Below are 22,960 nucleotides of genomic sequence, written 5' to 3' on the forward strand. Positions count from 1 at the left end.
TGCCGTTCCTCGTACCTTTCGAAGGGCCCTCTCGTTCGGAGAGGCGTGTTTTCAAGTCGCTGCCGAAATCGCGAAGTTTGCCTTGGCCCAGGCGGCAAACTTCGTCGGCTGCTGGCCGGAGACTTTGTTGGCGAGTGCGATCGCGTCGCGCGAATCCGAGCCGAGATACGTGTGCGCTTCGAAGTAGGCGAGCATCGCTGCGATACCCTCGGCGTGCGGGAACCAGCTGGCAAAAACCTCGCGCGGAACTTGCTTGAACGAAAGCGTGTTTCCTTGTTGATTCAGCGTGCCGATGATCTCGTTGAAGCTCAGGAAATCGCCGACCAGCGGCAGATGTTCACCGTGCCCCACGAGTTCCGGTTGCGCGAAAGCGCCAGCCACGAGGCGGCCCAGTTCACTGATATCGCCCATATGGATGACGCGCCGCTCGGGATCAAGCGGCAACGCCCAACCCAACGAACCATCCGGTTGCTTCTGCGGAGCCATCAGGCCGATCAGGTTTTGGTAATAGAACGGCGCGATCACGAACGTGTGGTGCGCAAATCCGGCTTCGCTCACGATGGGTTCGAATTTCGCCTTCACCGTGAAGTGCGGAACATTGATCTTGCCGCCGCTGATCTTCTCCACATTGGGAAGCGTCGACCAGATGAAGTGCTGCACGCCGGCGTCTTTCGCCGCTTTGACAGCCGCGAGCGCCTGCTTGGGCTCGTCTTCTTGTGCCTCCCAGGAATTGGTCACCAGGAAGACGCCGTGTGCTCCGGCAAACGCCGCGTTGAGCGTTTCTGGACGATTGAAATCCGCCAGCACGACTTCATCACCGAGCTTCGGATGCTTGGCCGGATTGCGCGTCAACGCGCGCACTTTGAATTGACCGCTCGCCTGCAAGGCGCGCACAACGGCGCCGCCTTGCTGACCGGTTGCGCCGACGACGGCGACGACTTTCTGAGTGTTCGACATGGTTGTTCTCCAGCGAGTATTTCGTCGCGTCGACGCTGCCTCACGCAGCGAGCGCAGCGGTGTCTTTCTTCGCCGAGGCCATGGCCCCATCGCGCGCATCCGGACCCATCGCCACACCTTCCGCGCGGATGAACGTGATATCCGTGATACCCAGAAAGTCGAACGCTGCCTTCAGATAGGTTTCCTGATGATCGAAGAAGGCTGCGGGCGAGCCTTCGCTGTAAACGCCGCCGCGCGACGAGGCGATGACCAGCTTCTTGCCGCCGCACAGTCCGACCGGGCCCTGCTCGCCGTAGCGGAACGTCTTCCCGGCGACCGAGATGCGATCGATCCAGGCCTTCAGTTGCGAGGGAATGCCAAGGTTGTACATCGGCGCACCGATGACCACGATGTCGGCGGCGAGGAACGCCTCGAGCGCGACCTGGCCGATGGCAACGTCGGCCTTCAACGCATCGTCGACCGGAGCGCCTTGCGCGGCCGCTAGGTGTGCGGCCGTCAAATGGCCGATCGGCGTGGCGGCAAGGTCGAGACGCGTGACCTCGAGGCCGGCATGGCGGCCCAGGAAAGTCTCGACGACATCCGCCGAAAGATCGCGGCTGACGGAGCCTTGCCCGAGGATGCTGGAATCTACGTGTAAGAGTTTCATGAGATTGATCTCCGAACGGGATTACTGCTTGAGGGCTTCGGCCGAGATGAGCAGCTTGGTCTTCATGTTGAAGCCATACGTCTTGCCAAAGTCGACGCCGAAGTCGCTGCGATCGAATTCGCCGACTGCGTCGACGCCACACACTTCGCGCTTGAGCATCGGGTGCTGCATACATTTGAACGAGTCGATCGTCAGCGTCAGCGGCTTGGTCACGCCGTGCATCGTCAGATTGCCGACGACTGAGGCGGGCTTGTCGCCCTTGAACTGGATCGTGCCTTTGTAGGTCGCCTCGGGGAACTTCGACGAGTCGAAGAACTGATCCGACTGCAGCATTTGGTCGAGCTTCCCGTTACCCGTGTGGACCGACACAATCTCGGTCGTCACGTCGACGGTGCCGGTCTTTGCCGCGCGATCGAGCGTCACCGTGCCCTGCGACTTGTCGAACTTGCCGCGCCAGACCGACACGCCGCCCATGTGGTCGGCCTCGAAGCTCGGGTAGGTGTGGTCCGGGTCAAACTGGTACGAGGTCGCGTCCGCGAATGCCGACACCGACAGGGTGGCGGCCAGCGCACCAGCCGCAAACATCAGATGCTTCTTCAATTCAAACTCCTTGAAACGTTAAGTTGCCGCGCTCGTGCGCGGTATGGGGTGATGTCTCGCTGCCGCGCTTACTTCGTGGCAACGATATGAAACTTGATCTGCACGTCGTCGGCGACGATCGACGTGTCCTTCCACTCGCCTGTGCCGATGTTGAACACCGAACGCTTGATCGGCAGCACGCCGTCGAACGCCTGCGTCGCGCCGCTCTGCACAAACGTGACCGGCACGGTGACTGTTTCGGCATGGCCCTTGATCGTCAGCTTGCCGGTCACGTTGTACTTGTTGCCGCCCGCAGGCGCGATCGCCGACGACACGAAGGTCGCCTGCGGATATGTCTTCGCGTCGAACCAGTCGCGGCCGGCGACCTGGTCGTTGTATGCCTTGTCGCCGAGGTCGAAGCTCGCGATGTCGATCGACATCTGCGCGCTGCCTTGCGCGGCATTCGCGGGGTCGAACTTGACCTGTGCCGAGAACTTCTTGAACACGCCCTCGGTCGGCACGTTCATCTGCTTCGAGATCGCAGACACCTTGCTCTTCGACAGGTCGACGTCGGCAAGCGCCGCGCTCGACGCTACGAGCGACACCGCCGCAAGCACGGCCGCCATGGGCCGGAAAAATGACGTTTTCATCGGGTCCTTCATTTGGTAAAGGGAAGCATGCGTGACAGCACACCGTCACGGTCGAACACTTGATGCTTGACCACCGCAAGCACGTGCAGCACGACAGAGGAAAGCAAGACGTAGTTCAAGGTCACATGGAGCGTCTTGAAGGTTTCCTTCAGCACGGGATCAGGATCGATCAGGCGCGGCAGCGGCACGATGCCGAGATACACGACCGGGATATTCGACGCCGAGCTGTAGAGGTAGCCGGTCACGGGAATCGCGAGCATCAGCACATACAGAAGCACATGCACCCCATGCGCACCGACCCGCTGCACCAGCGGCATATCGGCCGGCAGCGGCGGCGGCACGTGGGTCGCGCGCCACAACACACGCACGATCGAGAGCGCGAACACGGTCACGCCGATCCACTTGTGCCATGAGAAGTACTTGAGCTTGGTCGGCGTGAAGCCGGGGATGTCGGTCATCACCCAGCCGAGCGCGAAGCCGCAGATGATCAGCAGCGCAATCAGCCAGTGCAGCGCTACTGCAGTCCGCGTATAGCTGGCCGGCGCGGCCGGCATCGAATTCGAATTCATCGGTTCACCTTACTGTGCAATGCCTCAAGTATGAGGACAGAAAGCGTTTATCACTAGATGGTAAGATCGGAATTGATTAATCCATTTTTGGGGAAATCTCATGCTCGACCTCAATGATCTGGCGATGTTCGTTCAAGTGGTCCGCTCCGGCAGCTTCTCCGAGGCGGCCCGGCGTCTGCGCATGCCGGCGAATACGTTGAGCCGGCGCATCGATCAACTCGAAGTGCAGCTCGGCACACGTTTGCTGCATCGCTCGACACGCAAACTCGCACTGAGCATGGAAGGTCAGGCCTTTTTCGAGCGCTATGCGCCGGCACTCGACCAGATCCTCGAGATCGGGCGGCTCCATGCCGATGAGCAGACGCCGTCCGGCACGGTACGCGTCGCCGCGTTGGCCGGCCTGTTCGAATTCTTTCGCTTGGAATGGCTGGTCGAGTTCTACTCGCGCTATCCCCACATCAGCATCGACTTCTTGCTCGACGATTCGCCATCCGATCTGATCGCCGAGCGCATCGATCTGGCCTTGCGCATGGGCATCGAGACCAGCAGCGGTTTTAAAGTGCGCCGGCTGGGACCGAGCACGATGTTCCTCGCGGCGAGCCCGTCCTATCTGGAACGGCGCGCAGCACCTCGCACGCTGCGTGAGCTGGCCGAACATGACTGTCTGATGATTACCAATCGCCAGGGCCGCAACACGTGGCGTCTGCAGGGGCAACGCGGTGCTCAGGAGGTGTCGATCAACAGCCGGTTCGCGGTCAACGACATGCGCGTGCTCACACAGGCTTGCATAGCGGGACTGGGTATTGCGCTACTGCCGCAGTTGATCGTCGAGCCGATCATCGCGCAGGGGAAACTGGTACGCGTGCTGCCCACCTATCGGCGTTCGAGCACCGACCTCGGCCTGCAGCTCGTCTATACGAGCCGCCCACCCGTGCCGCCTGCCGTAACCGTCTTTGCCGAATTTCTGTTGGAGAAACTGGGCGACTCGCTGACAAACCCATCACGGACCTATGCCTGACGACTAGTCGCTCTGCAGCTTCTCAACGAGAAACGTACCGACGGCATCCAGCGATTGCGCCGATGCCTTCAATTTCCCGATGCTGCCGGCAAAGCCATGCGGCATCCCCATCCAAACATCAAGTTGCGCATCGACTCCTTCGGCAACGGCGCGCTCGACGAATCGACGTGAATCGTCCAGCAGCACTTCGTCGTCTCCGACGTGAATGCGGACGGCGGGTAACCTGGAAAGTTGTCCGTAGAGCGGCGAAGCCAGAGGATGTTTTGGATCAGTGTTCCGCAGATAGGAGTGCACCAGTTCCGAGACCTGAGGACGTGTGAAAAGAGGATCGGCCTCGGCGCGCGTCTCGTACGTCGCGCCCGACAGCGTCAAATCGGTAACCGGCGACCATGCCGCCACCCCGACAAGCGTCGCATCACTGGAAACCGCTCCATCGGCAATACGCGAGGCGAGCACCAATGCGAGATTGCCCCCGGCAGAGTCTCCCGTGACGGCAATTCGACGAATACCCCTTTCCTCAAGCTCTCGGTAACAGGCGAGCACATCATCAACAGCGGCGGGGAATGGATGTTCGGGCGCGAGCCGATAGTCGGGAATAAACGCTCTCGCTTTGGCTCTCGCTGCGATATGCCCGACAAAATGGCGGAATGCCTCGGCGGCTCCGAAATTGAACCATCCCGCATGCAGATGGAGAATCGCCTCATCGGATCGATGCTGCTCCGGATACACCCAAAGGCCGCGGATACCGCCCACCGAGGCGACTTCGAACGTGACGTCGTCGCGCGGCTGGACTCTCTCGATCATGGCATCGAATGCGCTGCGTGCTTCGATGCCCATACGCTTGCCTTTAGCGGCACTCATCCCGGCTCGCATGGCGGTGACGATAGCCGCATCGTCCGGATCGAGGGCATGCGTGACGATGAAGTCGCTTGATTCGCTGTCGTCAGGCAAATGATTCATCGTCAGATCTTTCTTCTCAATGGGTCGAATGGTGGGACGATCCTATAGGCCGGACGACCCGTCGCATATCTCCTGAGCGGCAAAGCATCGTTGCGCTCGATGGAACGATAGCGCTCGACAGGCGCGCGCCTGCGCCACGCAGCATCAACTGCATGGCATCCATCGCTCCCGACGATGGATCGCATCGAAATATAGAGACTTCCTCTGCAACGCAGCAGCGGCTAATCTGCGCGGGTCACTCCATCGAACACGTTGCCTCGAGCATGAACACCTCGCAATCCACGCGCCGGGATCTTCGCCTCTTTGCCGGACGCGTTCTGATGGCTGCTGTCTTCGTCTTAAGCGGGCTCGGAAAGCTGGCCTCGCCGTATGCGGCATTCCGGTATATCGCGTCGTTCGGGTTGCCCGCGGCAGAACCGGGATTGATGGTGGCGATGTTGCTCGAACTCGCGTGCGGGACGTTGCTGATCGTCGGTTACCGGACACGATGGGTCGCATCGGTGCTGACGGCGTATTGCATCATCACCGCGTTCATCTTCCATCACGCATTTGACGATCCGAATCAGATGTTTCATTTCCTGAAGAATCTGGCGATGGCGGGCGGTTTGTTGGGTTTCACCGCGTCCGGCGCGGGCGCGTTCAGCATCGACCATTTTCTCGGCCGGATCTCGAAGCATGGTGTTCCAATCTCCCCAAAAATCGATCATGCAGAACGTCTATGCAGGTGATGCCGTCATTCCCGCGTTGGGGTACGGCACCTATGGAATGAGCCCGCAAGAGATTCATCGTGTTCTTCCAGCCGCGCTTCACGCCGGCTTTCGCCATATCGACACCGCTCAAATCTATGGCAACGAAGCTGCGATCGGTGAATGCGTCGCCGCATCACGCATCCCGAGAGCGGAGATGTTTGTCACGACCAAAGTCTGGGTCAGCAATTACGCAATTCACAAGCTCGAGGCTTCCGTCGACGAGAGTCTTCGCAATCTCAAGACGGACTACGTCGATCTCCTTCTGCTGCACTGGCCAAGTCCGGCCACACCGCTAACCGAACAAATCGCCGGACTGACCGCAGTAGCGAAGATCGGTAAAGCGCGCCACATCGGCGTCAGCAATTTCAATCGGGCGCTGATGGCGGAGGCCGTCGAACTCTCGGCTGTTCCGCTCGTGACGAATCAGTTCGAATACCATCCCTATCTGAACCAGTCCCGGCTTATCGAAAGCACGCGTAAAGCTGGACTTGCGGTCACCAGCTACTGCGGCATGGCGATCGGTCAGGTCTTCTCCGACGAAGTGCTGAAGGAGATGGCAGCGCGCCACGGTAAGACCATCGCTCAGATTGTGCTGCGATGGCTGGTGCAACAAGACGGCGTCATCGCTCTTTCGAGAACGTCGAAGATCGAGCGACTGGCGCAGAACGCAGCGATCTTTGATTTCGAGCTAAGCGCCGCGGACATGGCCGCCATACAGGGATTGGCGAGGCCGGGTAGTCGAATTGTCGATCCGCGCGGGCTAGCTCCGGATTGGGATAGCACCGAACCTCGCTAGCCGGGTTCGTATCAAGCCGTCATTGCCGCGATGTCGGATCGCGCCTTCCTAATGGCTGTGTTCTTGCTTTCGAGGCCGAACGCGAGTCCTTCCGCGCGTACGATCGTCACATCATGCAGACCGAGAAACGAGAGCACGCCCTTTAGATAGCTCTCGTGGTGCTCGAGCGAAGCCGTCGGCGAACCTGGCTGATAGACATTCCCTCTCGTCGAAGCGATGAAGACTTTTTTATTGGGCGGCAGGAGCGTCTGGACTTCTCCGCCTTCGCCGTACTTGAAGGTCTGGCCGGCGACGACGACGCGATCGATCCACGCCTTCAGTTGCGAGGGAACCGAGAAGTTATACATGGGCGCGCCAATGACGATGATCTCGGCATCGAACAGTTCGGCAATATATTCCTCGCCGGTTTCGAGGTCGCAGCTCAGCCCGGCGCCTTCGACGTGCCCGCCCGCCCATGCTTTAACGTGCGCACCCGACAGATGCAGAGCGGGATCGGCTGCCAGATCACGGTAGATGAGTTCGATACGCGGGTGCAACGCGGTTTGGCGTTCGACGATTTCGGCGGATAGCGCACGACTGACAGAGTGAGGACCCTGAATGCTGGAATCGATATGCAACAATTTCATTTCTGAGGTCTCCGGCGTTGGCTTGCCTCACTCCGTCACATCGGACGCGCGGCGAAAAGTCTGCTTGGCGAACACACTCGCAATTTCGCATGGTTGCGTCGCGTCTGAATAGGCATTATTTCTCGATGCTTCCTATCGCCCCAGTGAATGGATCGGTCGTGGCCTTCCCCATTGCTTCAGGCGGCCACGGCCCCCTTAGAACAGGTGGCGAATACCCACCAACGCTCCGGTTTGATCCACTCCCGGCAATGGCGTAGACGCGGGCGGCACCACGCCGCCATCAATCGAGAACGACGCATTGCGCTGGTTGAACACGTGCCCGGCGGTGACATACACCGCAGTGCGCTTGGACAGCAGATACATCGCGCGCGCGGCAATGACGGAACCTCCGGCGCTATTGCGCACGCTGATATGGCCGACCTGAGCGTCGAGAGAAATATCCGGACGGGGCAAATAGTTTCCACCGAGCCACCAGTAGTTGCTCGTCGCGTCAAAAAGGGTCGGCGTCTGCGCTCCGTGATTGATGCGATGTTGGAATCCAGCGCCGATAGTCGCGTTGCCGAACTTCACGTAGCCATCGATAACAGCACGCGTATCGGTTTGCGAGCTGACAGGCAGCGGCGAGCCCGTGCCGCCGCCACCGTAGTTGCGATCGACAGCGGCCACGGCACCCCACTTCCCCGCGTCATACTTCACCATGGCGGAAAACGCCTTGCAGGCCTGCCAGTTGGCCGTCTGTTGGGCACAGCCTCCTGCCGGCGCGCTATCCACTGCGTCACGTCCGAACGAATACATCGCGGCCACCGTCAGCCCCGATGACTTGAACGTGTAGGCGATCGAATTGTCGACTCGCGGCTGGGTCAAGTACGGGTCCAGATCGGCAGCGGCATAGATATTCGGCGCCAAGGTGTCGCCGGTTAATACCGCCCAAAAGATTTGCGAGTATTGCCGACCGAGCGTCAACGTCCCCCACCGCCCCGACGAAAGTCCGACATAAGCTTGCCGGCCAAATATACGCCCGCCTTGATTCAGCGTGCCTTGTCCCGGGGCGAAACCCGACTCCAATACGAAAACAGTGCTAAGACCGCCACCCAGGTCTTCTTTGCCGCGGATGCCCCACAGCGACGGCAGCGAGGCTGTCAAAGTCGGCACGTGCACTGAACTGGACTTCTGGGCGCCGATGTTCGTCACATACTCGACGCCGGAATCGATAACGCCATACAGGGTCACTGCGCTCTGCGCATGCGACGTGCCCGATGCACCTGCCGCCAGCGACGCGACTCCGCACCCGACCATACGGCGCCATGAGCGGCCACGTCTGGCCCGATTCACACGTGAACTCATTTTTTTGTCTCCGTCCTTCAACCCATTGAAAAATTCGTTTTTTATATGTATTACTAACCAATGCATCGAGTATATTTCTGGATCTGCTTGTACCTGCTTTGACTTGTTCCGGACTATTGTTTATTTGATTTTTCAACTACTTTCCCGATGGAGTATAGTTGATTTTTCAAGTATATCTGCCCACGTAAACCCTCGGCGCCACCGATGATCATGAAGACACCCAAACGGCAGCAAGAGCTCGAGCAGGCGATTCCCTTCCTGTTGACACGCGCCGGAAGCAGGATGGGAAACGCGTTCGCGAAAGCACTGAAAGCCTTTGACCTGAATCTCAGCGAGTGGCGAGTCTGCGCTTCGCTGCTGTACGTACCGCGCCAGACGTTGTCTGAACTATCCGTGCATTCGTCGTCGGATATTTCCGCGCTGTCCAGGATCATTGACCGCCTCGAGAGTCAAGATCTGGTCAAGCGCGAGAGGAGTGCGACGGACGGACGGTCAATCAAGATCGTCCTGACGAGGAAGGGCGAGGACCTGGCTCAGCGCATCGTCCCTGTCGCAAAGCAACATGAGTCGGTGCTCCTTTCCGGCTTCACCGCGAGCGACGTTCAGTCGCTTCGCGCGATGCTGCTCAAGTTGTACGAGAACGCAGGCGCGCTTGACGAGCTTGAATAGCCCGGCTCGAACCTGACCACTTCGCTTGGGCTCTCAACGCCCCTGCCTGCCAGCGGAACGCTGCGAGCATCAGGAGCGTTGCTGGTTCAAAACCTTCTCCGGCGCCAACGGCAGATCGCGTATGCGTACACCGCTTGCATTTGCCACCGCATTGGCCAGCGCAGCACCCGTCGGACCGACTGAAAACTCACCCGCGCCAATCGACGCTTCATCGGGACGCTCCAACACCACGACGTCGATCGGCGGCACCTCCTCAAAGTACAGGATCGGATAGTCCTGCCAATGGCGCGTCGTAATCTCCGTTCGATCGAACATGACGCGCTCCTTGAGCGCCCAGCTCAGCGCCTGGACGATGCCCCCCTCGATCTGGTTCTTCACGCCGTCGGGATTGATCACGCAGCCCACGTCGACTGCGGCGGTCACGCTCGTCACACTGACCACACCGGTGGCGCGGTCGACGTGGACATCGACAACGATCGCCGCATAGGCCCCGATGTTCTTGTAGCGTGAATAGGCAAAGCCGCGACCGCGCTGTCCGTCGCCTTTCAACCCAGGCTGCCATCCGGACCGGCTTGCCGCTTCCCGCACCACGGCGATCGCACGCGGATCGCTCAGATGCGCCAGCCGAAATTCGACCGGGTCTGCGTTTGCCGCGACAGCCAGTTCGTCCATGAACGACTCGATCGCAAACACATTTCCGAAAGCACCCAGCGTGCGCAGCGAACTCGTGCGGATGGGAGCGTCCAGCAGAAGATGATTGGTTATTTTCTTGCGCGGCAAATCATAGACCGGCACGGCGTTGCGATCGCCATTGCCGTATGGCTGCGGAATCTCCGGCGGCGGCGACGGTTCGAACGGCTTGGCGAGGTGCCAGGCGGCCAACAGGTTCACGCCTCCAGGTTGGCCCGGCCGCATCGCGTGCGAATTGCTCCACACGTCATAGTTCCAATCGGCAATTCGGCCGTCCTTGGTCAAGCCCGCTTTCACCCGCATGACCATTGCCGGGCTGATTGGCGCCCAAGCGAATTCGTCATCGCGCATCCATTGAAGCTTTACCGAACGCCCTTCGGTTTCACGCGCAAGTAACGCCGCATCGAGCGCTACGTCATCGGCGCCGTTATGCCCGTAACAGCCCGAGCCGGGAACATGCACCACGTCGACCGCACTCGTGGGCATATCAAGCACCTTCGCAAGATCGCCCCGCAGCGGAAACGCGCCCTGCGTGTGCGACCAGACGGTCATATGCCCGTCCTTGAGCAAGGCAACGGAACATGAAGGACCAATCGAAGCGTGCGATAGATACGGCCGGGAATAGGTAGCCTCCAGTTGGGTCGCGATATTGGACGCCGGCGTATCTTGTCCCGCTTCGCCGACCACCTTGTCTTTGCTCCGCCAACTCAGCAATGCCTGCTGGAGATGATCGACGTCGGGCAGCGCCACGAAATCCGCGCTCCACTGCGCGGCCTCCTGCAACGCGCGACGTGCCGCGATCGCCTGCTCTTCCCGCTCGGCGATCACACCGAGGAAGCTGCCGTTTCGAACCACAGTGACCACACCGGGGAGCGCTCTTACGGACGCGTCGTCGACGGCCACTAGCTTTGCACCGTACCTCGGCGGCCGCACGATCCGACCGAACAACATGCCGGGCAACCGCATGTCCTGAACGTACGATGCGCCACCCGCAAACTTCGCCGGAAAATCAATCCGAGGCACCGACTTGCCGACCACCTTGTATTCCGACGCTCGCTTGGGAGCGACTGCAGCGGTCACATCGCGCGAGAGAAGCGCCCGTTCGTCCTTGACGATATCCGCATAGGCGATCCGGCGGCCATCGGCGAGCAGCATCACGCCGTTCTCGACACGGACGTCCGACTGCGCAACGCCGAACCGCTGGCAGGCCGCTCCAAGCAGTACCGCACGCGCTTGCGCTGCGGCGGCTCGTATTGCCGCCCCGCTCTGCTCGACCGACTGGCTGCCGAAGGTATAACCCTCGTTCGGGCTGTGGGCCGTATCCGCGGAAACCATGCGAATGCGCGCGAAATCGACATCGAGTTCGTCGGCGGCGATTTGCGCGAGTGCGGTGAGAATGCCCTGCCCCAGCTCCGCCTTTCCCGTGAAGATCGTGACCGTTCCGTCGAAGTCGATTCGAATCCATCCGTCGAGCCTGCGATTGGTACGCAGGTCAATCGGCAAGTTCGGCTCCGCTTGTGCAAACGCTGAAAATGGCGCGAGCGAAAATGTCGCGACGATTGCCCCGGCCAGTTTGCCGAAGGCGCGCCGGGAAAGCTTGACAGTCTTCATCCGCGCAATTCCTGCGCGGCGCGCTGGATTGCCCGGACGATCCGGCTGTGCGCGCCGCACCGGCATTTCTGGCCCGCCATTTCGCGGCGTATGACCTGTTCGTCCGGATTCGGATTCCGATCCAGCAGCGCTTTCGCGGCCATGATCATGCCGCTCGAACAATAACCGCACTGTGCGGCCTGCTCCGCGAGGAAAGCCTTCTGCAATACATGCAGCCGCTCGCCATGGCCCAGGCCTTCAACCGTGGTCACGTGAGCCGTGCCTACCGCGCCAACCGGAAAAACACACGAGCGTGTCGCTGCGTTGCCGACCATGACCGTGCATGCGCCGCATTGCGCCTCGCCGCAACCGAACTTCGGGCCGTTCAACTCGAGATCGTTGCGCAACACGTAGAGCAGCGGCGTATCAGCTGCTACGGCCAGATGGTGTCGCTTGCCGTTTACCGCGATCGAAATGCTCATTTCGTTTCCCTTGACACGCGGCTGAGCACGACCAGCATCAGACAAGATGCGAGTGCGGGCACGGCGGCCGCGACGAACAGCGAGGTGTTCGACCACTGCAGTTTGATGAGTTGACCGGCTACGACAGGACCAATAATCGAGCCCGCCCGGCCGATTCCGAGACTCCAGCCAACCCCGGTTGCCCGCAGCGAGGTGGGATAGCGCGTCGCGGTCAACGCGTTGACTGCGGGCTGTCCGCCCACGATGCAGATCCCGCTGATCAGCACGACGGCATAGCGCAGTCCCGTCGAAAGATCAGGAAGACCGACGGCCGACACCGCGAATGTCGCCACCAAAAAGCTGAGCGACAAGACACGATAGAAGCCGAAGCGGTCCATCAACGGCCCCATCAGAAGCGCCCCCGCGGTGCCGCCGATCTGCAACGAGGTGCCGATCAGCACGGCCGTCGCGACACCGTGGCCGACGCGCAAGGAAAGCATCGGCAGCCAGTTCGACAGAAAGAAGAGATCGAGCAGGTTCGCGAAGTTGATGCCCCATAGCAACAACGTGGTCGTGCTGCGGCCATGGCGAAAGAGCTCGCCAACGGAGGCCTTCGCGTTCGTCTGCCCGTGAACGGCAAAGCGGGTGTCGGGTCCGACTTGCACGTCCGGCGCGATTTGCCTCAGCCACTGAGCAAGCCGTTCCGGGCTGCGCTGCTTGAGCACCAGCAATTGAAGCGATTCAGGCAGATACCTGGCCATCGCAACCGCAATGACCAGCGGCAATACCCCGCCAACGACGAACACCGACCTCCATCCCATCGATGGGAGCAGCATGGCGCAAAGAAGGCCTCCTGCGATCGCGCCACCCGTGAAGCCGCATGAGACCCATGTCATCAGCGACGCTCGATGTTTCTGCGGACTGTACTCGCTGACCAGCGCGATGGCATTGCCCATCACGCCACCGATGCCGAAACCCGTCAGGAAACGAACGACGAGAAACTCCGGAACGTGCTGAACAAGGCTGGTGGCGAGCATGCATAGCCCATAGAACACCGTCGCTCCGACCAAGACCGGCCGGCGCCCCACTCGATCGGCCATGGCGCCGAAAACGATCGAGCCCGCCAACATCCCCAGCAAGCCTGCGCCGAAAACGGGTCCGAGGTCTGCAGGGCTGATGTGCCACGCCTGCACAATCGCGGGAGCGACGAAGCCCATGGTCTGCACGTCGAACCCATCCATCACCACCGAGCAGCCGATCATGATCATGATCCACTTCTGGAAGGTGCTCAGTGGCCGGCTATCGATCAGCGCACTGATGTCGACGATCGACGATTGCGCCTCTTGCACGCGTTGCGCAGTTCCGGGGGTCAATTTGTCACCTCGCTCCGTTTGAGCATGAAAACATCCGCGCTAAAAGGGGTAAGCGGGAAGGTCTTCGCGGCTCGTCACCCACTGCCATTCCGTGAACTGGTCCGCGTTGGTCAGCGTGCTGTAGTTGTGCCCGTTGCCGGACAGACCCAGACCGCCCATCGGCCCAAACACCTCGTGCATGACGGTCTGGTCGTTGATGTGGACGATGCCGGCATGCAGCCGGTCGGCAATCCGCTGAGCCCGGCGCAAATCGGAAGACGCCACGGCCGCCACCAGGCCGTAACGGTTCTGATTGGCCAACGCTACCGCCTCGTCATCGTTCTTGAACACCGTCACAGCGGCGACGGGACCGAAGATCTCTTCCTCGAATGCGGGCATTCCCGGCGCAACGTCCACCATGACGGTCGGCTTGAAGAAGAGCCCGTTGCGGGAGCCGCCGGCGAGAATCCTCGCGCCTTGGATTGCGGAGTCCGCAACGATGCGCTCGACGTTCGCGGCTTGCCTTTCGTTGATGATGGGGCCGAGGTTGAAATCGCCCTTGAAAGGGTCGCCTACCGATAGCGCCTTGGTTCTCCGGACGAGGCTTTCGATGTACGCGTCGGCAATGTTTTCTTGAACGAGATGGCGGCCCGCGGACATGCAGACTTGCCCTTGATGCAAAAACGATCCCCATGCGCCGGCGCTCGCCGCCGCTTCGACATCGACGTCGTCGAGCACGATGTAGGGATTCTTGCCGCCTAGCTCGAGGCTCGCGCGTTTGAGCAAGCCGCCCGCTACGGCGCCGATCGCTTGCCCGACCCGCGTCGATCCCGTGAAGCTGATCATGTTGACGAGCGGATCGCGGACCAGCGCGTCTCCGGTTTCCGCTGCACCAGGAAGGACATGGAACAGCCCCTCGGGCAGCCCCGCCGCCTCGAACAGCCGCGCATAGAGGATGCCGCCGCAGACCGGCGTTTGAGGATCGGGCTTGAGCAGCACGGCGTTGCCAGTGGCCAGCGCCGGTGCAATGGCTCGCGCCGCGAGTATGAATGGAGAGTTCCACGGCGTAATGACGCCGACCACGCCCATAGGGATTCTGCGCGCGACGCTGTGCCGACCCTTGGCGTCGCTCGCCGCGATAAAGCCGGATGGCTGGCTGCCTAACGCCGCAGCCTCGAGAATCTCGCGTATCGCCAGCTTGACCTCCAACTGCCCCTTCGGCCGAATCGACCCTGACTCCCGGACAATCTGAAGCGCGATCTCCTCTTTGTGAACGTCCAGCAAGCGAGCGACCTCGCGCAAAATATCGCCTCGCTGAGGCCCCGGTGTTGCGGCCCAAGCGCGTTGCGCATCGGCCGCTATCGCCGCGGCGGCCGACACATCAGCGGCAGACGCGCAACCCACCGATCCAATTCGCTCGCCGGTCGACTTCTCGGTCACGGGGATCGTCCCCGCGCCTGCTGCTTTCCATCCACCGCTATAGATTTTGTTACGCCACTCGCTTTCTGGCGCCAAGCCGGTCACAGACATCAGAGTTCTCCCGTTCCTGGTCTCATCGAAATCATTGAAATCATCGAAGACCGAACAGCCGTCGTGCGTTTTCCCGACCGATCTTGACGCGGTCGGTTTCGCTGATCGAGCACGTGTCGAACCACTGCGATGCCTCGTCGTGCGTTTCGAACGGATAGTCGACCGAATACATGATCCGCTCGCTGCCCATTTCCAGCATCGTCGAAAGAAGCGTCTGCGTTCGGAAATTCCCACTCGTCGTCACGTAGACGTTCTCCCTCAGATATTCACCCACAGTGCGCTGGCACGGCAATCCTCGCGGCGCCTTCTGGAGAATATGGTCGACACGCCAGACGTTGAACGGAATCCCCTCGCCGAGATGGCCGAGAATCATCTGCAACGTGGGATTGCGGTCGAACAGACCTGACGTAATCAATCTCAGCGCATGAATACTCGTTTCGACCGCGAACGCCCAAGTCGCGGCGCCCAGCCATGGAAAGCCGTCGTAGATCGGTTCACGGGACGGCAACGGATCGCGCGGATGCATATAGAACGGCTTGCCGAGCGCTGCCGCGTTTGCCCAGAAATCGGCGTATTGCGGGGCGTCGTAATACACGACGTTTTCTGCCTCGCCGACCTGCGAGAAACCATTCACCATGAAGCCGTGGAATCCGAACTCCTTCACACAGCGCTCGAGTTCGCGCGACGCGGCTTCCGGGTCCTGCATCGGCAACGCGGCGAATCCGCCCAAGCGCGACGGATGACGCGCAACATGCTCGGCGAGGACATCGTTGGCGCGCCGCGCGACATCGATCGCTTCTTTGATGTTCGGAATGCCCTGAATGCCAGGCGAGTTGAGCGACAAGATCGAATACTCGGTGCCGCCCTGCTCCATCCGTTCGAGCCGCTGTTGCTCGATGTCCATCAGATTCGACTTCAGCATCTCCCATACGTGGGACGGTGCGTAGCCTTTCGATTGCTCAATAGTCAGGTCAATCGCAAAGTGTTCTTCAAGCGCAATCTTGTTTCTCATCAATCAGCTCCAGTTCGGCGTATGACGCCTTGCTCACGTAGGGAATTCGATGGGTCCCCGAGTTCAGCGCGGCATCATTTAGTTGATTTTTCAACTACTTTCCTGACCGAGTATATTTGATTTTTCAAGTAAATACACTCACGTAAACCCTCGACGTTTGCGCGGCTCTTAACGACACCCATGCAGGCGCAAGTGGCCACACCGCGTGGCGCGTGGCGCGTGGCGCGTGGCGCTTAGCGAAACGCAGAATTCAAATGGATTGATTAGATGGAAGAGCGCGCCATGTCATGAACACCACTAGGCAAGTGGCGTGACAGCGAGCATAACGATGCGAGGCGCGCGAATCGCTCAACGCGTAGCGCGCGATCCAAAAGCGGCGTCGTTCGGAAACTACGCCCCCGACGCGTCATTGCAACGCGCCGGGCTCAGGTCAAACCGGAACCCGTCAAAGCTGCGGACGCAGCACGATTTTGCTGGTGACCGACTTGACGCCCGGCACCTTGCCGGCAGCATCGGTTGCGATGTGTTCCTGGTCCTGGGTATCGATAAAGCCTCCGAGGACCACCTCGCCGGTTCGCGCGTTTGCAAACACCGCGATATCCGCGCCTGCGAGCCCCTTCGTTTTATTCAACACCTGGTGCACTTTTTTCGCAAACAAGCGGTTCGCCGCGCGCACAGACTTATTCGAGACCTCAGGTTGGGATGCAACGCCCGCCCCTGTGGCACCGTTTGGCGCACTCGCGTTGGACGCCGGTTCCTGAGCGAGAGCAATCGTTGACAGCAATCCGGCAAACGCCCACAACACCGCTTTATATGTCGTTCTCATTGGCTCACCATGGTGTTTCACAGGTTAATGTCGTTCGGCGCATGCACCGAAACCGACGTTGTACGCGCCCCTTCGCCAGGGCCCTTTTACTGCTAAGACGTAAGCTGCAAACGATCGGCGTGCCTAGCGGGCAACGTAGTCAACCTGGTGACGCGTCTCGCGCATGCCCGTAAGCGCCGTGCGGACCCGAAGGTGTTCCGGGTGGTCCGCATAAGCGTCGAGGGCAGCGCGTGAATCGAAGTCCGCTACCAAGACGACATCGCACGCGTAGTCGACGCCGCTGACATCGAGACCCACGTCGAGCTCCAACAGCCCGGGAATCAAGCCTCGAAGACTCTCGAACTCCTTTTTGACCCACAAGGCCGTTTCACGGCGCTCGCTTGCTGTTTGGCCCGCGACACGCCACATCACGATATGCCTGATCATTGCCCTGCCTCACGAAGTGGATTCTATTATCTTTTCCGTCTGCCAAGTTTTATGGTTAACGATAACTGGCCGCTCTGCGAAGAAAAATGCCCTCGAGGGAAAAGTGATTTCCACCGGCTGGAAGAATGGACTAGAAGCCTTCGAGGACAGTCTTGCCGATCGCTCTGCCTGTTTCGATCCGCTCGTGAGCTTTGCGCAGATTCGCTGCCGTGATGGCGCCGCCCACGTGCGTGAGCGTCGTGCGCAGCAAGCCCGCATCGACCATCTCCGATACCTCGCGCAGCAGGCGGTGCTGAGCGTCCATGTCGGCCGTCTCGAACAGCGACCGGGTGAACATCATCTCCCATGAAACGGTGATGCTCTTCGGCTTGAACGGCGCGATGCTGTCGTCGAAGTTGTCGATCAGCGTGATGTGCCCCTGCGGGTTCATCGCGCGGGCGAGGCTCGGTGCGCTGCCACGCGTCGAGGTGATTGCCGCGATGTAATCTACGCCGCTGAAACCGATTGCCTGTAGGGCTTCGTCGATAGGCTTGCTGTGGTCGGCAACGTGCTTCGCGCCGAGCTTGCGCACCCACTCGACGCTTTCGGGCCGGGATGCCGTGGCGATGATGGTGAGACCGGTGAGGCGGTTCGCGAGCTGGATCAGCATGGAGCCCACTCCTCCGGCTCCGTTCAGAACGAGCAGCGTCCCGCGCGGTTGGCGCAAACCGCACGGCACCTTCATGCGGTCGAAGAGCATTTCCCATGCTGTGATTGAAGTGAGCGGCATGGCTGCTGCTTCGGCGAACGACAACGAGGCCGGCTTGGGTCCGACAATCCGCTCGTCGACAAGATGGAACTCCGAGTTCGTGCCGGGGCGATCCATCGCGCCCGCGTAGAACACCTCGTCACCGGGCTTGAAGAACGTGACGTCGCTTCCCACCGCTTCCACCACGCCCGCCGCGTCATAGCCCAACACTCTGGGATGCGGGTGCTCCGTGGGATCTTCCCAGCGACGGCGTTTCACATCGACAGGATTTACCGACACCGCCCTCACCGCGACCCGCAGGTCGCGCGGACCGGGTACCGGCATGGGAAGTTCAAGGTCGGTCAAGACTTCGACACCGCCTTTGGTTGCATAGCCAACTGCTTTCATGACTTTCTCCAAGCCGCTCGACGGCGGCTAAAACAACCCGCAAGCGCGAATGCCCGCGCACGCATTCACGCAGGCGCAGAGCCCGCCTTTAACGTCTTCACGAACCAGGTGCCCGCTGGGCCGGGCGGCGTGTCCTTGCGGAAGGCCGCGAACATCGGAACCGGCGGCGTCACCGGTTCGAATTTGTCGAGACGAAGCCGATGCAGCGCGCCCGACGCGATATCGTCCTCGACCATCGCGAGCGGCATGTGCCCCCACCCGAACCCTGCCCGCAAGAATTCGTGCTTCGCTTGCAAGTCCGCCAGGTTCCAAGTGAGCGGCGAAAAAACCTCGAAGCTTTTCCCTTGCGTCAAATCGGTGCGATCGGTCAACACCAGTTGGACGTGATGTTCCAACTCGTGCATTCCGATGACGCGCTCGTGCGATGCCAGCGGATGAGTCGGAGCCACCACCGTGACCATGGTGATATCCATGATTTTTTCGGCATGCAGGCCATCCGGAACAACAAGCGTCGAGCCAATGATTCCCAGTCGGCAGACACCGTCCAAGATCCGTTTGGCCGCCCCACCCAAAGCGTCGACATAGAGGCGTAACGGAGTGTGTGGAAACTCGACGGCAAATGCCCGCACGGCGGCGGTCAAGCGCTCCATCGGATAGAACGCGTCGACCGCGACAGCCAGTTCCGGCTCGAGACCTTCTTCCAGAGTGCGGGCTCGCGCCTTGAATCCGTCGACGCCACGCATCACGGCGCGGGCATCGCTGACCAGCGCCGCACCGCCTGCGGTCAGGCGGGGATAGCGTGCGCTGCGGTCGAAAAGCTGTATTCCCACCTGCCTTTCGAGATTCGCGAGCGTCTGACTGACGACCGACTGCGTCCGGCGCAGTCTGCGGCCCGCAGCAGAGAAGCTGCCTGCGTCGACCGCCTCGATGAATGTCCGCAGTTGATCGAGGGAAACTCCATCCAGCATATATCGCTCCTGACGATGGATCGCATCGAAATCTTTAGTCTTCCTCTTGAAATCGAGAACGGCTAACCTTTACTGGACATCAAGATGATCGAGGAATGCCGTTGCCATGTCAGCGCAAACAATCAAATCGACCGACTCACCCGCGCGCTCAGGATACAAATCCATCGCCGCGAGCGGTACTGCCAATCTTGCGACGCAGCTTCCCATGACGAGAACGATCGTCGCCCGAACCGCAGGCAGGCAGCATGGCCCGGTCAACCGGTTGCTCAGTCCCGGTGACCTTGGCGCACTGCTCAAACCCTTTGTCTTCCTCGACTACTTCGACATCCCCGCGCATTCCAATGCACGGTTTCCGATGCACCCGCATTCCGGAATCGCAACCACAACCATCCTGCTCGATGGCGAAGTCCGATACGAAGACACGACCGGTGCATCCGGCGTCTTGTCGACGGGCAGCGTCGAGTGGATGAACGCCGGTCGTGGCGTCTGGCATGACGGCTACCCTGAAGGCCGCACGCCAGTGCGCGGCTATCAGTTATGGACTGCGTTGCCGAGCGACCTGGAACTGGGCGAACCCAACAGCCAGTATCTGTCCGCCGGCGAGATACCCATGACCGGTCCGGCCCGAGTCATTCTGGGCCGCTACGACAATGCGCAGAGCCCCGTGTCGGCGCCTCCGGGCATCAACTACCTGCATGTGCGGCTTTCCGCCGGCGAGCAGTGGCGGTATGCGCCGCCTGCTGGTCACGTCGTCGCTTGGCTGAGCATTCAGCACGGTGCGCTTCGCGTCGCCGGGCAGCGGATTCACGCCGAGCTTGCCGTGTTCAGCGAGTCAGAGGGCGTTCTGGAGTTCATCGCCGAGTCCGATGCGGAGTTCGTGCTTGGTTCCGCAGTCGCGCATCCGCACGAGCTGTCGCTCGGGTACTACTCCGTGCATACCTCTGAAGAAGCGCTGCGAGCCGGAGAAACACGAATTGCGGAGCTAGGGGAACAGCTTCGCAGTTCCGGTCGTATCAGGTAGCGCTTGCGCCAGTGAGCGTGACCGACCCTCCGGTTGCGACCACTACGCACCCGAAGGGTCCGATGTCAAAGCCGACGGCGTTGCCGCCAACGACACTGCCGCGTCGCTGCTTAGCCCGCGTTCAAAGACGCCACGCGCGTGCTGGCCCGTCCGGCGCGCGCGTCGAGGCTGAATGCGCCGGCGCCGAAGTAAGCGATCTGCAGCAGGCCACCCGCCATCATCACGTTCTTCAAGAAGTGAATCATCTGGTTCTGATCGGCGAAGTTGTGGTGAAAGAAAATCGCCGTGACCACACAGAACACCGCCATCGCCAGCGACACGAAGCGAGCCCGATAGCCCGACAACAACAACAGGCCGCCGCCCAGCTCGATCAGCACGGAAACCACAAAGGCGAGCGGCGGCACGGGCAGACCCATCGCCGCGATATAGCCGACCGTCGCGGCGTATGCGCCGAGCTTGCCCAGCCCGCTCATGACAAACGGCGCGCCGATCATGATGCGACCCAACAGCGGAAGAAATTTGAAACGTTCCATGACTAACTCCTTAAATGAAATTGCGTAGGTGGAATGCGATAAAAGGAATCAGCCGGCGTCCACCATCACCAGCTCGGAATCTTCAAGGGCGGAAATCTGCGCGGCGGCGACGCTTGTAATCGCCACGCCGTCCAGCGGACCAACGGTCTCGCCATTCACTGCGATGCGTCCCGAGGCCACGACGAGATAGACACGGCCCGCCGGGCTCAGCTCGTGTCGAACACTCTCTCCCGCCTTTAGCATCGCGCCGAGCACACGCGCATCGGCCCTGATAGGAAGTGCACCTTCATCGCCGGCGAATCCACTAGCCAGGACTACGAATCGTCCCGATCGGTCGCCCTTGGGAAACGGCTTGGTGTCCCACGCGGGTTTGCCGCCGGCTTCGCGAGGCAGCAACCAGATCTGATAAAGCTTGAGCGGCACCTCGCCCCGGTTGAACTCGGCGTGGCGTATGCCCGTGCCGGCGCTCATGACCTGGACATCGCCAGCTTGGATCGCTCCCTCGGACCCCAACGTGTCGCGATGTCCGAGCAGGCCCTGGCGAACGTAGGTGATGATTTCCATGTCGCGGTGCCCGTGCATGGGGAAGCCGCCGCCGACGGCGATCTCGTCGTCGTTCCAGACGATCAGCGGACCCAGCGCGGCGTGCGCGGGATTGCCGCCGGCGCTGACCGCGAAATGATGTTTCGCGCGCAGCCAGTCCAGATTCGCTCCGTCCAATGATTCCCAACGCCGATGTGTGAGCATGTCCTTCTCCGTTTCCCGCCGCCGCAGTTGCGACGCTTGTCACCTGGGCCGCCGACAGAATTCGGCGCTGGTGCGGGCGATGGGAGAATGCTATATTCGCAACGAATACGTGCATAGCACGCGAATTGGAACGCATCATTGCTGCTGATAGAACGATAAACGGAAGCAAGGACTGCCCATGAACGCAATCACGGACCTCAACGATCTCCGGCTCTTCGCGGAAGTGGTCGAGCACGGCAGCTATACGGCGGCTGCGCGCAACCTCGGCATTCAGACGTCGAAGCTCAGCCGGCGCATCCGCGCATTGGAAGAAGAACTCGGCGTGCGCCTGCTCAATCGCACGAGCCGAAGCCTGTCATTGACGGAAACCGGGCGGCAGTTCCATCAGCATTGCCTTGCGCTGGTCGCGGAAGCCAAGGCCGCCAAAGACATCGTTGAGCGGACGCTGTCCAAGCCGCAGGGCACCGTCCGCATCAGCTGCCCGGTGGGACTGCTGGAATCCGGCGTCTCCGCGATCATCTCGCGCTACGTGCAGGACAACCCCGATGTGCAAATCCGGCTGGACGCCACCAACCGCCGCGTGGACGTTGTGGAGGAAGGCTTGGACTTTGCCATCCGTGTCAGGCTGCCGCCATTGGAAGACACCGATCTCGCCGTCCGCCAGCTTGCCTTGTCGCGCCAGATTCTCGTTGCCAGTCCCCAATTGGCGGCGCGCTTTCCGGCGCCAAGCTCGATCGAATCCCTGAACGATTGGCCCACCCTCAGCATGGCCAGCAGCAGTGAGCGGTTCGTCTGGAATCTCGTCGATGCCGAGGGACGCGAGACATCGTGGGCGCATCAGCCCAGCCTGGCCACCGACGACCTGGCCAGCCTTCGCGTTGCGGCAATATCCGGCGTCGGCGTAGCGTTGTTGCCAAGAGAGCTGGTGGACACGGATATTCGCAGCGGCCGGCTGAAGCACCTGCTCCCGGAACTGGCTTCCCCGCCGGGCATCGTGCACGCGATCTTCCCTACGCGCCGAGGCATGGTTCCGGCCGTCCGTCACCTGCTCGATGCGCTCGTGAAGGGATTCGAAGACATGAAGAAGAAATGGTAAAGCGACGCCG

The 22,960-nt window shown here is 60.8% G+C and carries 25 protein-coding genes; 6 read left to right on the forward strand and 19 right to left on the reverse strand.

Features of this window, described 5'->3' with window-relative positions:
* Window positions 1–51: 51 nt before the first annotated feature.
* The 5 genes from AAHK20_RS05275 to AAHK20_RS05295 form a co-directional block, all read right to left on the reverse strand.
* Entirely contained in the window at window positions 52–957 is a 906-nt protein-coding gene (locus AAHK20_RS05275) for an NmrA/HSCARG family protein (RefSeq protein WP_449180383.1), read from the reverse strand.
* Between the two features lie 40 nt (window positions 958–997).
* Window positions 998–1,603, reverse strand: coding sequence for an FMN-dependent NADH-azoreductase (locus tag AAHK20_RS05280; RefSeq protein ID WP_449180384.1), 606 nt, complete (start codon window positions 1,601–1,603; stop codon window positions 998–1,000).
* 21 nt (window positions 1,604–1,624) lie between these two features.
* Window positions 1,625–2,203, reverse strand: a complete 579-nt coding sequence (locus tag AAHK20_RS05285; protein WP_449180385.1) for a YceI family protein — start codon at window positions 2,201–2,203, stop codon at window positions 1,625–1,627.
* Window positions 2,204–2,271: 68 nt separating this feature from the next.
* On the reverse strand, window positions 2,272–2,832 hold the full coding sequence (locus tag AAHK20_RS05290) for a YceI family protein (protein WP_449180386.1): 561 nt from the start codon (window positions 2,830–2,832) through the stop codon (window positions 2,272–2,274).
* A gap of 8 nt (window positions 2,833–2,840) precedes the next feature.
* Window positions 2,841–3,401 (reverse strand): cytochrome b, encoded by a 561-nt coding sequence (locus AAHK20_RS05295; protein WP_449180387.1) that lies wholly within the window; start codon window positions 3,399–3,401, stop codon window positions 2,841–2,843.
* 100 nt (window positions 3,402–3,501) lie between these two features.
* On the opposite strand from AAHK20_RS05295, the gene AAHK20_RS05300 reads away from it, so the two are divergent.
* Window positions 3,502–4,419, forward strand: a complete 918-nt coding sequence (locus tag AAHK20_RS05300) for a LysR family transcriptional regulator (protein ID WP_449180388.1) — start codon at window positions 3,502–3,504, stop codon at window positions 4,417–4,419.
* Window positions 4,420–4,422: 3 nt separating this feature from the next.
* Here the strand turns inward: AAHK20_RS05300 and AAHK20_RS05305 are convergent, their stop codons facing one another.
* Window positions 4,423–5,379, reverse strand: a complete 957-nt coding sequence (locus tag AAHK20_RS05305) for an alpha/beta hydrolase (protein WP_449180389.1) — start codon at window positions 5,377–5,379, stop codon at window positions 4,423–4,425.
* A gap of 152 nt (window positions 5,380–5,531) precedes the next feature.
* Between AAHK20_RS05305 and AAHK20_RS05310 the strand changes: the two genes are divergently transcribed.
* Together AAHK20_RS05310 and AAHK20_RS05315 are read left to right on the forward strand one after the other, a co-directional pair.
* Complete coding sequence (locus AAHK20_RS05310; protein WP_449180390.1) at window positions 5,532–6,107, forward strand: DoxX family protein; 576 nt, start codon at window positions 5,532–5,534, stop codon at window positions 6,105–6,107.
* Window positions 6,085–6,924 carry an aldo/keto reductase gene (locus tag AAHK20_RS05315; protein WP_449180391.1) on the forward strand — a complete coding sequence of 280 codons (840 nt, stop codon included), beginning with the start codon at window positions 6,085–6,087 and terminating at the stop codon, window positions 6,922–6,924. Before AAHK20_RS05310 ends, AAHK20_RS05315 begins: the two co-directional genes overlap by 23 nt.
* Before the next feature lie 11 nt (window positions 6,925–6,935).
* Here the strand turns inward: AAHK20_RS05315 and AAHK20_RS05320 are convergent, their stop codons facing one another.
* Together AAHK20_RS05320 and AAHK20_RS05325 are read right to left on the reverse strand one after the other, a co-directional pair.
* Entirely contained in the window at window positions 6,936–7,550 is a 615-nt protein-coding gene (locus AAHK20_RS05320; protein ID WP_449180392.1) for an FMN-dependent NADH-azoreductase, read from the reverse strand.
* A gap of 195 nt (window positions 7,551–7,745) precedes the next feature.
* The gene (locus tag AAHK20_RS05325) at window positions 7,746–8,960 is read right to left on the reverse strand and encodes a porin (protein ID WP_449180393.1); all 1,215 of its coding nucleotides are present in this window, start codon (window positions 8,958–8,960) and stop codon (window positions 7,746–7,748) included.
* A gap of 138 nt (window positions 8,961–9,098) precedes the next feature.
* Between AAHK20_RS05325 and AAHK20_RS05330 the strand changes: the two genes are divergently transcribed.
* Entirely contained in the window at window positions 9,099–9,563 is a 465-nt protein-coding gene (locus AAHK20_RS05330; RefSeq protein WP_449180394.1) for a MarR family winged helix-turn-helix transcriptional regulator, read from the forward strand.
* Window positions 9,564–9,632: 69 nt separating this feature from the next.
* On the opposite strand, the gene AAHK20_RS05335 is transcribed toward AAHK20_RS05330, so the two are convergent.
* The 9 genes from AAHK20_RS05335 to AAHK20_RS05375 form a co-directional block, all read right to left on the reverse strand.
* Window positions 9,633–11,864 carry a xanthine dehydrogenase family protein molybdopterin-binding subunit gene (locus AAHK20_RS05335; protein WP_449180395.1) on the reverse strand — a complete coding sequence of 744 codons (2,232 nt, stop codon included), beginning with the start codon at window positions 11,862–11,864 and terminating at the stop codon, window positions 9,633–9,635.
* Window positions 11,861–12,325, reverse strand: a complete 465-nt coding sequence (locus AAHK20_RS05340; RefSeq protein WP_449180396.1) for a (2Fe-2S)-binding protein — start codon at window positions 12,323–12,325, stop codon at window positions 11,861–11,863. The genes AAHK20_RS05335 and AAHK20_RS05340 overlap by 4 nt, the downstream gene beginning before the upstream one ends.
* The gene (locus AAHK20_RS05345) at window positions 12,322–13,677 is read right to left on the reverse strand and encodes an MFS transporter (RefSeq protein ID WP_449180397.1); all 1,356 of its coding nucleotides are present in this window, start codon (window positions 13,675–13,677) and stop codon (window positions 12,322–12,324) included. Before AAHK20_RS05345 ends, AAHK20_RS05340 begins: the two co-directional genes overlap by 4 nt.
* Window positions 13,678–13,716: 39 nt before the next feature.
* Window positions 13,717–15,186 carry an aldehyde dehydrogenase family protein gene (locus AAHK20_RS05350; RefSeq protein ID WP_449180398.1) on the reverse strand — a complete coding sequence of 490 codons (1,470 nt, stop codon included), beginning with the start codon at window positions 15,184–15,186 and terminating at the stop codon, window positions 13,717–13,719.
* A gap of 40 nt (window positions 15,187–15,226) precedes the next feature.
* Window positions 15,227–16,198, reverse strand: a complete 972-nt coding sequence (locus AAHK20_RS05355; protein ID WP_449180399.1) for an amidohydrolase family protein — start codon at window positions 16,196–16,198, stop codon at window positions 15,227–15,229.
* Between the two features lie 445 nt (window positions 16,199–16,643).
* Window positions 16,644–17,024: a BON domain-containing protein gene (locus tag AAHK20_RS05360; protein ID WP_449180400.1), complete on the reverse strand. Its 381-nt coding sequence runs from the start codon at window positions 17,022–17,024 to the stop codon at window positions 16,644–16,646.
* Between the two features lie 123 nt (window positions 17,025–17,147).
* Window positions 17,148–17,450, reverse strand: coding sequence for a Dabb family protein (locus AAHK20_RS05365; protein ID WP_449180401.1), 303 nt, complete (start codon window positions 17,448–17,450; stop codon window positions 17,148–17,150).
* Window positions 17,451–17,580: 130 nt separating this feature from the next.
* Complete coding sequence (locus tag AAHK20_RS05370) at window positions 17,581–18,585, reverse strand: zinc-binding alcohol dehydrogenase family protein (RefSeq protein ID WP_449180402.1); 1,005 nt, start codon at window positions 18,583–18,585, stop codon at window positions 17,581–17,583.
* Window positions 18,586–18,650: 65 nt separating this feature from the next.
* A complete protein-coding gene (locus AAHK20_RS05375) occupies window positions 18,651–19,553 on the reverse strand; it encodes a LysR family transcriptional regulator (RefSeq protein ID WP_449180403.1) in 903 nt (300 codons plus the stop codon).
* Between the two features lie 106 nt (window positions 19,554–19,659).
* Between AAHK20_RS05375 and AAHK20_RS05380 the strand changes: the two genes are divergently transcribed.
* Window positions 19,660–20,574: a pirin family protein gene (locus AAHK20_RS05380; RefSeq protein WP_449180404.1), complete on the forward strand. Its 915-nt coding sequence runs from the start codon at window positions 19,660–19,662 to the stop codon at window positions 20,572–20,574.
* Between the two features lie 110 nt (window positions 20,575–20,684).
* On the opposite strand, the gene AAHK20_RS05385 is transcribed toward AAHK20_RS05380, so the two are convergent.
* Window positions 20,685–21,107 (reverse strand): DoxX family protein, encoded by a 423-nt coding sequence (locus AAHK20_RS05385; protein WP_449180405.1) that lies wholly within the window; start codon window positions 21,105–21,107, stop codon window positions 20,685–20,687.
* A 48-nt stretch (window positions 21,108–21,155) separates the two neighbouring features.
* Window positions 21,156–21,854 (reverse strand): pirin family protein, encoded by a 699-nt coding sequence (locus tag AAHK20_RS05390; RefSeq protein WP_449180406.1) that lies wholly within the window; start codon window positions 21,852–21,854, stop codon window positions 21,156–21,158.
* Window positions 21,855–22,032: 178 nt separating this feature from the next.
* Here AAHK20_RS05390 and AAHK20_RS05395 point away from each other — a divergent pair, with 178 nt between their 5' ends.
* The gene (locus AAHK20_RS05395; RefSeq protein WP_449180407.1) at window positions 22,033–22,950 is read left to right on the forward strand and encodes a LysR substrate-binding domain-containing protein; all 918 of its coding nucleotides are present in this window, start codon (window positions 22,033–22,035) and stop codon (window positions 22,948–22,950) included.
* The last annotated feature ends 10 nt before the right edge of the window (window positions 22,951–22,960 follow it).

Source organism: Trinickia camelliae, from assembly GCF_053525655.1.

Coding starts and splice junctions, on each gene's coding strand:
- AAHK20_RS05355 (WP_449180399.1), bottom strand. CDS start 16,198: ATGAGAAACAAGATTGCGCTTGAAGAACACTTTGCGATTGACCTGACT.
- AAHK20_RS05275 (WP_449180383.1), bottom strand. CDS start 957: ATGTCGAACACTCAGAAAGTCGTCGCCGTCGTCGGCGCAACCGGTCAG.
- AAHK20_RS05360 (WP_449180400.1), bottom strand. CDS start 17,024: ATGAGAACGACATATAAAGCGGTGTTGTGGGCGTTTGCCGGATTGCTG.
- AAHK20_RS05300 (WP_449180388.1), top strand. CDS start 3,502: ATGCTCGACCTCAATGATCTGGCGATGTTCGTTCAAGTGGTCCGCTCC.
- AAHK20_RS05365 (WP_449180401.1), bottom strand. CDS start 17,450: ATGATCAGGCATATCGTGATGTGGCGTGTCGCGGGCCAAACAGCAAGC.
- AAHK20_RS05340 (WP_449180396.1), bottom strand. CDS start 12,325: ATGAGCATTTCGATCGCGGTAAACGGCAAGCGACACCATCTGGCCGTA.
- AAHK20_RS05320 (WP_449180392.1), bottom strand. CDS start 7,550: ATGAAATTGTTGCATATCGATTCCAGCATTCAGGGTCCTCACTCTGTC.
- AAHK20_RS05390 (WP_449180406.1), bottom strand. CDS start 21,854: ATGCTCACACATCGGCGTTGGGAATCATTGGACGGAGCGAATCTGGAC.
- AAHK20_RS05290 (WP_449180386.1), bottom strand. CDS start 2,832: ATGAAAACGTCATTTTTCCGGCCCATGGCGGCCGTGCTTGCGGCGGTG.
- AAHK20_RS05335 (WP_449180395.1), bottom strand. CDS start 11,864: ATGAAGACTGTCAAGCTTTCCCGGCGCGCCTTCGGCAAACTGGCCGGG.
- AAHK20_RS05280 (WP_449180384.1), bottom strand. CDS start 1,603: ATGAAACTCTTACACGTAGATTCCAGCATCCTCGGGCAAGGCTCCGTC.
- AAHK20_RS05375 (WP_449180403.1), bottom strand. CDS start 19,553: ATGCTGGATGGAGTTTCCCTCGATCAACTGCGGACATTCATCGAGGCG.
- AAHK20_RS05370 (WP_449180402.1), bottom strand. CDS start 18,585: ATGAAAGCAGTTGGCTATGCAACCAAAGGCGGTGTCGAAGTCTTGACC.
- AAHK20_RS05305 (WP_449180389.1), bottom strand. CDS start 5,379: ATGAATCATTTGCCTGACGACAGCGAATCAAGCGACTTCATCGTCACG.
- AAHK20_RS05395 (WP_449180407.1), top strand. CDS start 22,033: ATGAACGCAATCACGGACCTCAACGATCTCCGGCTCTTCGCGGAAGTG.
- AAHK20_RS05330 (WP_449180394.1), top strand. CDS start 9,099: ATGATCATGAAGACACCCAAACGGCAGCAAGAGCTCGAGCAGGCGATT.
- AAHK20_RS05315 (WP_449180391.1), top strand. CDS start 6,085: ATGCAGAACGTCTATGCAGGTGATGCCGTCATTCCCGCGTTGGGGTAC.
- AAHK20_RS05310 (WP_449180390.1), top strand. CDS start 5,532: ATGGCATCCATCGCTCCCGACGATGGATCGCATCGAAATATAGAGACT.
- AAHK20_RS05380 (WP_449180404.1), top strand. CDS start 19,660: ATGTCAGCGCAAACAATCAAATCGACCGACTCACCCGCGCGCTCAGGA.
- AAHK20_RS05295 (WP_449180387.1), bottom strand. CDS start 3,401: ATGAATTCGAATTCGATGCCGGCCGCGCCGGCCAGCTATACGCGGACT.
- AAHK20_RS05325 (WP_449180393.1), bottom strand. CDS start 8,960: ATGCATTGGTTAGTAATACATATAAAAAACGAATTTTTCAATGGGTTG.
- AAHK20_RS05385 (WP_449180405.1), bottom strand. CDS start 21,107: ATGGAACGTTTCAAATTTCTTCCGCTGTTGGGTCGCATCATGATCGGC.
- AAHK20_RS05350 (WP_449180398.1), bottom strand. CDS start 15,186: ATGTCTGTGACCGGCTTGGCGCCAGAAAGCGAGTGGCGTAACAAAATC.